This is a genomic window from Methylobacterium iners (assembly GCF_022179305.1).
GTDB classification, from domain to species: domain Bacteria; phylum Pseudomonadota; class Alphaproteobacteria; order Rhizobiales; family Beijerinckiaceae; genus Methylobacterium; species Methylobacterium iners.
Map to the genome: position 1 here is coordinate 1 of NZ_BPQP01000161.1, position 5,393 is coordinate 5,393.

At 54.0% G+C, this 5,393-nt stretch carries 1 protein-coding gene and 5 pseudogenes; 3 read left to right on the plus strand and 3 right to left on the minus strand.

The annotated features are described in order from the left end of the window. Positions 1-12 precede the first annotated feature (12 nt). Positions 13-653 (plus strand): annotated as a pseudogene (locus MFF55_RS26505) (IS3 family transposase); the annotation flags it as partial. A 114-nt stretch (positions 654-767) separates the two neighbouring features. Next, positions 768-881: pseudogene (locus tag MFF55_RS26510) on the plus strand (IS5/IS1182 family transposase); the annotation flags it as partial. Positions 882-911: 30 nt separating this feature from the next. On the opposite strand, the pseudogene MFF55_RS26515 reads toward MFF55_RS26510, so the two are convergent. The 3 pseudogenes from MFF55_RS26515 to MFF55_RS26525 form a co-directional block, all read right to left on the minus strand. Continuing rightward, positions 912-1,670 (minus strand): annotated as a pseudogene (locus MFF55_RS26515) (IS5 family transposase). Positions 1,671-1,731: 61 nt separating this feature from the next. Next, positions 1,732-2,262: pseudogene (locus tag MFF55_RS26520) on the minus strand (transposase); the annotation flags it as partial. 66 nt (positions 2,263-2,328) lie between these two features. Continuing rightward, positions 2,329-2,500: pseudogene (locus MFF55_RS26525) on the minus strand (IS481 family transposase); the annotation flags it as partial. 1,083 nt (positions 2,501-3,583) lie between these two features. Here MFF55_RS26525 and MFF55_RS26530 point away from each other — a divergent pair. Next, positions 3,584-5,287 (plus strand): lipopolysaccharide biosynthesis protein, encoded by a 1,704-nt coding sequence (locus MFF55_RS26530; RefSeq protein ID WP_238247219.1) that lies wholly within the window; start codon positions 3,584-3,586, stop codon positions 5,285-5,287. Positions 5,288-5,393: the final 106 nt, after the last annotated feature.

Here is a 5,393-nt window from a genome sequence, read left to right on the forward strand (position 1 = left end):
TGGACCTGATGAGGCCTCTACGTAGGCAAGGACCGGGTTCAGCGCATCTGGCGTCGCGAGGGGTTGAAAGTTCCCAGCCGACATAAGCCGCGCAGCCGTCTCTGGTTGAACGACGGCTCATGCGTGCGGCTGCGGCCGCAGCACCGCAATCACGTCTGGAGCTTCGACTTCGTTCAGGGCCAGACCCATGACGGGCGGAGCCTGCGTATCCTAACGCTGATCGACGAGCACAGCCGCGCTTGCCTGGCGCTGAAGGTGGCACGGCGCATCAACAGCATCGGCGTGATCGAGGCGCTGGCCGACGCGATGTGCCTACACGGCATCCCGGAGCACGTCCGGTGCGACAATGGCCCAGAGATGATCTCCAAGGTCCTCCGGAAATGGGTCGCCAGACCGCCCCGCAGATCCAGTACATCGCACCCGGAGCACCATGGGAAAATGGATATTGTGAGAGCTTCAACGGCAAACTCAAGGACGAGTGCCTGAAGCAGGAAATCTTCTACTCGCTGAAGGAGGCGCAGGCCGTGATCCGCCTCTGGCAGAACACCTACAACCGCGTCCGGCAGCACTCGTCTTTAGGCTATCGACCGCCCGCGCCTGTCACGTTCCCGGACCTGGCCTTCCGACTACCCGTGGCCGCCGCCATGCAGTAGCCTCTCAACTGGCTCGGTCCAACATACCGGTCAGGTCACTCTCCCCTCGGGAGTTCCTGCGCCTGAGTGCTTAACTCACCCAGCTACCTGTCCACTCAAACAGGGTGCACTCCAGCGACCTTCAACCGATTCAAAAACTTCTGTCCCATCGCGACCCGCTACGACAAGCTCGCCCGAAACTATCTCCCAGGTGTCGCGCTCGCCGCCGCCACGGCCTTCTGGTGCTGAGTGCGTCCGCAGGAGCGCTAAGATGGGGACTCATTGGGCCCACTCGGTCACGGCGGCGACGAGGGCGACGCCGGCGAGGTAGTTGGCGGCGAGCCTGTCGTAACGGGTTGCGATACGCCGCCAGTTCTTGATGCGGCAGAACAGGCGCTCGATGACGTTGCGCCGGTGGAAGGCCCGGCGATTGTAGGGATGGGGCACTGTACGGGCCTTGCTCGACGGGATCACCGGTGTGATCCGCCGTTCCTTGAGCCAGTCGCGCAGGCTATCAGCATCGTAGGCTCGATCGGCCAGGAGCCGCTTGGGCAGCGCGACCTGCTCCAGTAGCGGCAGCGCCATCCGAATGTCGCTGAAGCTACCCGGCGTCAGCGCGAGGGCGACCGGTCGGCCGCGATCATCGGCCAGGCAGCGGATCTTGCTTGTTTGCGCGCCGCGCGAGGTGCCGATCGCCTGCGCCCACGTCCACCTTTTCCGCCGGCTGCCGAGCGGTGGGCCTTCACGTGGGTGGTGTCGAGGGCGAGTTCGTCGGGTATCTCACCGACAGCAGCAACCTGAGCAAACAAGCGCTGCCAGCGCCCGCGTTGCGCCCAGCGGTGGTAGCGATTGTAGATCGTGGTAGCAGGCCCGTACTCGGCCGGGCACTCGCGCCAGCGGCAGCCGACCTTGAGCACGTGCAAGATGCCGCTGATCACGCGCCGATCGTCCACGCGCGGCTCGGCCTCGAAGGCCGCGCGGCAGGTGCGGTTCGATCGCCGCCCAGGCTTCATCCGACAGCCAGAACAAACGCGCCATCCCAACCTCCCCAGCGCATGACCTCATTCGCTCAAGGGAAAACGCTCGACATCGCAGTTGGTTGTATGGGTTCCGATCCTACCCGCCACCCTGCCGCCTGCAGCAGCGCGGTGACGCGTCGATAGCCGTGAGCCGCCGTACTCAGACGCCAGGGCAATGATGGCACGGGTCAGCGCATCCTCGTCGGCCAGCACGGTGGATACGTAGCGTTGCGTGCCCCGGTGCTGACCAACGATCCGGCAGTCGTGCCGCTCCGAGAGACCGTATTTCTCCTGGATCGCGTCAACTGCCTGCCGGCGTCGCTCGGGGGCTACAAGTTTCCCGAGGCGACGTCCGCCAGCACCTGCTTCTCCAAAGACAGATCCGCCACGAGCCGGCGAAGACGCGTGTTCTCACGCTCCAGGTCCTTCATCCGCCGCGCTTGGTCGACCTTCAAGCCCCCGTATTCCTTGCGCCAGCGGTAATAGCTTTGCTCAGAGACATCTGCTTCCTTACAGGCGACGGCGACGCTCTTGCCTTGGGCGGTCTGTACCTCGATCTGGCGCAGCATCAGCACGACCTGCTCTGCGCTCGGCCTCTGTCCCCGCTTCATCCCTAACTCCTCCGGTCCAAGCCGATCCTGTCAATCAGCCCGGTCCAAAACCAGCCGGTCAGGTCAACCCATTGGGGCATCCGCCGTGCTCGTTCGCTTGCGCCACTTCTGCACCATCGTAGGACTGACGCGATAGCGCCTGGCCAGCGCTCTTACGCTCTCTTCACGTGAGCCTGATCGCACGACGAACAGCCTCCGTCGTGGTCGCGCTTCTATGGAGAACCTGGCCCTGAGCCACATCCCTCGCAGCATGGTGGTCAATCGTATCACCACACCACGGTATCAAACACCCTAGAAACCGCTCTGCAATTTAAAATAAGTACTCAGAGAAAGACCCTTCTCACCAAACCGACTTCAACCTCGCTTTGCGTCTCCGTTTCACGGATATCAAAGAGCGCCAAACGTAACCTAAAATTAGCCCTAAGATCAAGCTCGCAACGCTGACGATAATAAATTCTCGCGGAAACCCAGTCCAAATTTTAACAACGGAACTCCATTCTTCAACGAGCTGATTGACAAACGCTTCCCAATTAAGCACCGAAATCCCCCAACGGCAGAATGGACGCAGGACACACTGATGGCATTTTGTGGAATCCGCAACTACCTCACGCCACCATTGGTGTGATAACCTAAGCGTATCAGTTGCATTCTCTCCCAATGATAGCAGCGTTTCGTTTCACCATTCGAACTTCATATCACGGTGACCTTTTCACTGATAACGCCTCAGCTCAGGGAACTGATTTAGATCAATTATTTCGCGGCGCGTGTAACTTCTGCGAAGTAGCTCTTTAACCACGCACAAAAAATTTTTATGCACGACATTTGCTTATGCATAACATCGCGAACTTGTGAAGAAACACATATTTGAGAAAGTAATGATTCAAAAAAGCCTGTAATAATGTTGAGCCGAAAACAATAATATTTTAAAAAACTCTATAGTTTTTATCAATTTTCTATGATAATATGTTATTAATCGTATAACGTGAGCTATGTGTCGCTGGTAAACTTTTCCTCGAGGTTGTCAAGAACTTGCTTTCGGACTAACGCCTGTTTTTCGCAATACCAGCGAGGAAACTAACGACTACTTTTTTACTCGGCGATTTTGAACGCAGTGCTCAAATGGCCGCCTATTCATCGGTAGCGGCAATGCATTGCATGGAATGGGGTAAAGTGAGATTGTGTTAAGTCATACCGAGTTTTTGCACGTCATCGCTGAGTTTGGAAAGTGTTTATGTTGTTGTTATTAGGCGACACATCGCTACTCAAGCTTCCATTAAAATATGCATACACGTAAGTCCTGCTTTCCACCAGAGGTGATGCCTTGGCTAGCTTAAAAGCTAAATTTGTTTCTAGCAGTCTATGGTCCATCATTGCTGCCGTCATTAATAATTTGTCAACACTGGTTGTATTCATAGCTCTGGCCCGACTACTCACACCATTTGAGTTCGGTATTGTCGCTTTTGCCACGGTTTTCATTGATCTAAGTCGCATTCTCGTCGTGGCGGGAATTCCAGACGCCCTGATACAAAGGCAGACTTGGGACCGAGAGGTAGCCAATACAGCGTTTTGGTTCAATATAATACTTAGCATTTTTATTATTGCTATTTTATCAATTCTAGTTGCTCCACTGATCGGTATTTTTCATGGAAGTGAGTTTTCACGAGTACTAGTGGCGTTATCTTTTCTTATATTTATTGAGGCAATTTCAACTGTGCACGTTGCTAAGCTGCGCCGAGATTTCCGCCATAAAGAACTTGCGCGGAGGGGGATAGCGTCAAATTTCATTAGTGGCGTGGTTGGCGTGATCTTGGCAGTTCTAGGCTGGGGCGTCTGGGCGATGGTCGCAAGCCGCATTGTCGGTGTGGGTGGCACCAGTATTATGCTGTGGATGTCCTCCGGATTTCGTCCAAATTTGAATTTCTCATATCATCATTTGCGTAGTTTGTGGAAATTTTCAGGAAGTTTGCTCGGGAGTCAAATTCTAAACCAGTCTAGCGCTCAGGTACCATCATTACTTGTTGGTGGATACTTAGGGTCTATCGCCATCGCTCAGTATAGAATTGGTTGGCGATCACTCGGACTGTTGACCAGCTTGGTCATCATGCCTATGCAATCTGCGGCAGTATCGGCCTTGTCCCGCTTGTCACACGATCGTACGATGTTGGGCGACGCATATCTGCGACTTACAAGGGTTTGCGCTTTTGTATCATGTCCTGTATTCTTCGGTATTGCAGCAATTGCCCCGGATTTTGTACCACTTGTTTTTGGACCGCAGTGGAAGGACGCAAGCTACGTTCTCGTCTGCTTATCGTTGAACGCTGGTCCACTTACTTTAGGATATTTTGAAGCTCCGGTGATGAACGCTGCCGGACGGAGTGACCTGACTTTTACCAACTCTCTAGTAGGAACATTAGGAAACATTATCGCAGCTGCAGTCGCGTTGCCGTTAGGGCCTCTTGGTGTTGCATTCGCCCTTACTGTGCGTTCACACGTTACCCTACCGTATGCTCTAGGCCTCGTTCAAAAGGCTACAGGTGTACGAAGGTGGCGCGCTGTTCGCAATGTGCTGCCGGCTTATCTATGCGCGGCGGCCATGGCAGCAATAGTAAGCTTGCTCAGGCTTTTCCTACTTGATGAAGTTTCCGCCTTCATCAGGCTACTCATAGCCATAGGTGCAGGACTACTCGTTTACGTAGCCCTACTACTCATTTTTGCTCAGCACTTTATTCGGTTGATGCTGGTCGAATTAATTTCCCTCCTTCCCGAAAAATTCAGCAGATTTGGTGTAGTTAAAACTTACATTGCGTCACTGGAAACATCGTCTAATTCAGACACTGTGGTTAGGATATCGGAAATGGCAGAACTACTCGCGAACAGGGTGCTCAACGAACAGCTAGTGGGTATTAACACTCTAGATTCTGACCTAGCAGTTCTTTTAAGAGCATCAAAGCTACTTCAAGATTATAAGGTGGAGCTTCCTCCAAATTTGACTGAGGTGTTGCGTAGCATTAACAGTCATGCTTAGCATGACGATCATCAGTCATTCAGGTGTCGGCAGCGAAATGTCATCTTAGAAGTCGCATTCCAAAACTATCGGATCAACTGCGGATGGGTGGACAGCCCCGTCTCGT